This is a genomic window from Desulfobulbus alkaliphilus, assembly GCF_016918545.1.
Taxonomy (GTDB): domain Bacteria; phylum Desulfobacterota; class Desulfobulbia; order Desulfobulbales; family Desulfobulbaceae; genus Desulfobulbus; species Desulfobulbus alkaliphilus.
Window position 1 is genome coordinate 1 of the sequence record NZ_JAFFQC010000478.1, and the last position, 213, is coordinate 213.

Sequence of the window (213 nt, forward strand, 5' to 3'; positions counted from 1 at the left end):
TCTCTGCCCATGGCATGGAGGAACTGGCCGGCAATGCCATGGTGCGGGTCATCAGCGATCTACTCCGCGCCCAGAGCCTTTCCCAGACGAAAGAAGGACTGGAAAAACTGAGAAGCGCGTTTACAACCCTGAACGAACTTGCGCTGGCTCCAGGATTTGCCCAATACCTTGAAATCGTTTTCCGGTATGTCCTGCAGATAAGCGATATGCCTC

Annotated in this window: 1 protein-coding gene; it reads left to right on the forward strand. The window is 54.0% G+C overall.

The features are described 5' to 3' along the window. Positions 1-213 (forward strand): hypothetical protein (locus tag JWG43_RS19475; RefSeq protein WP_205244531.1); only part of this gene is annotated, 213 nt, incomplete at both ends.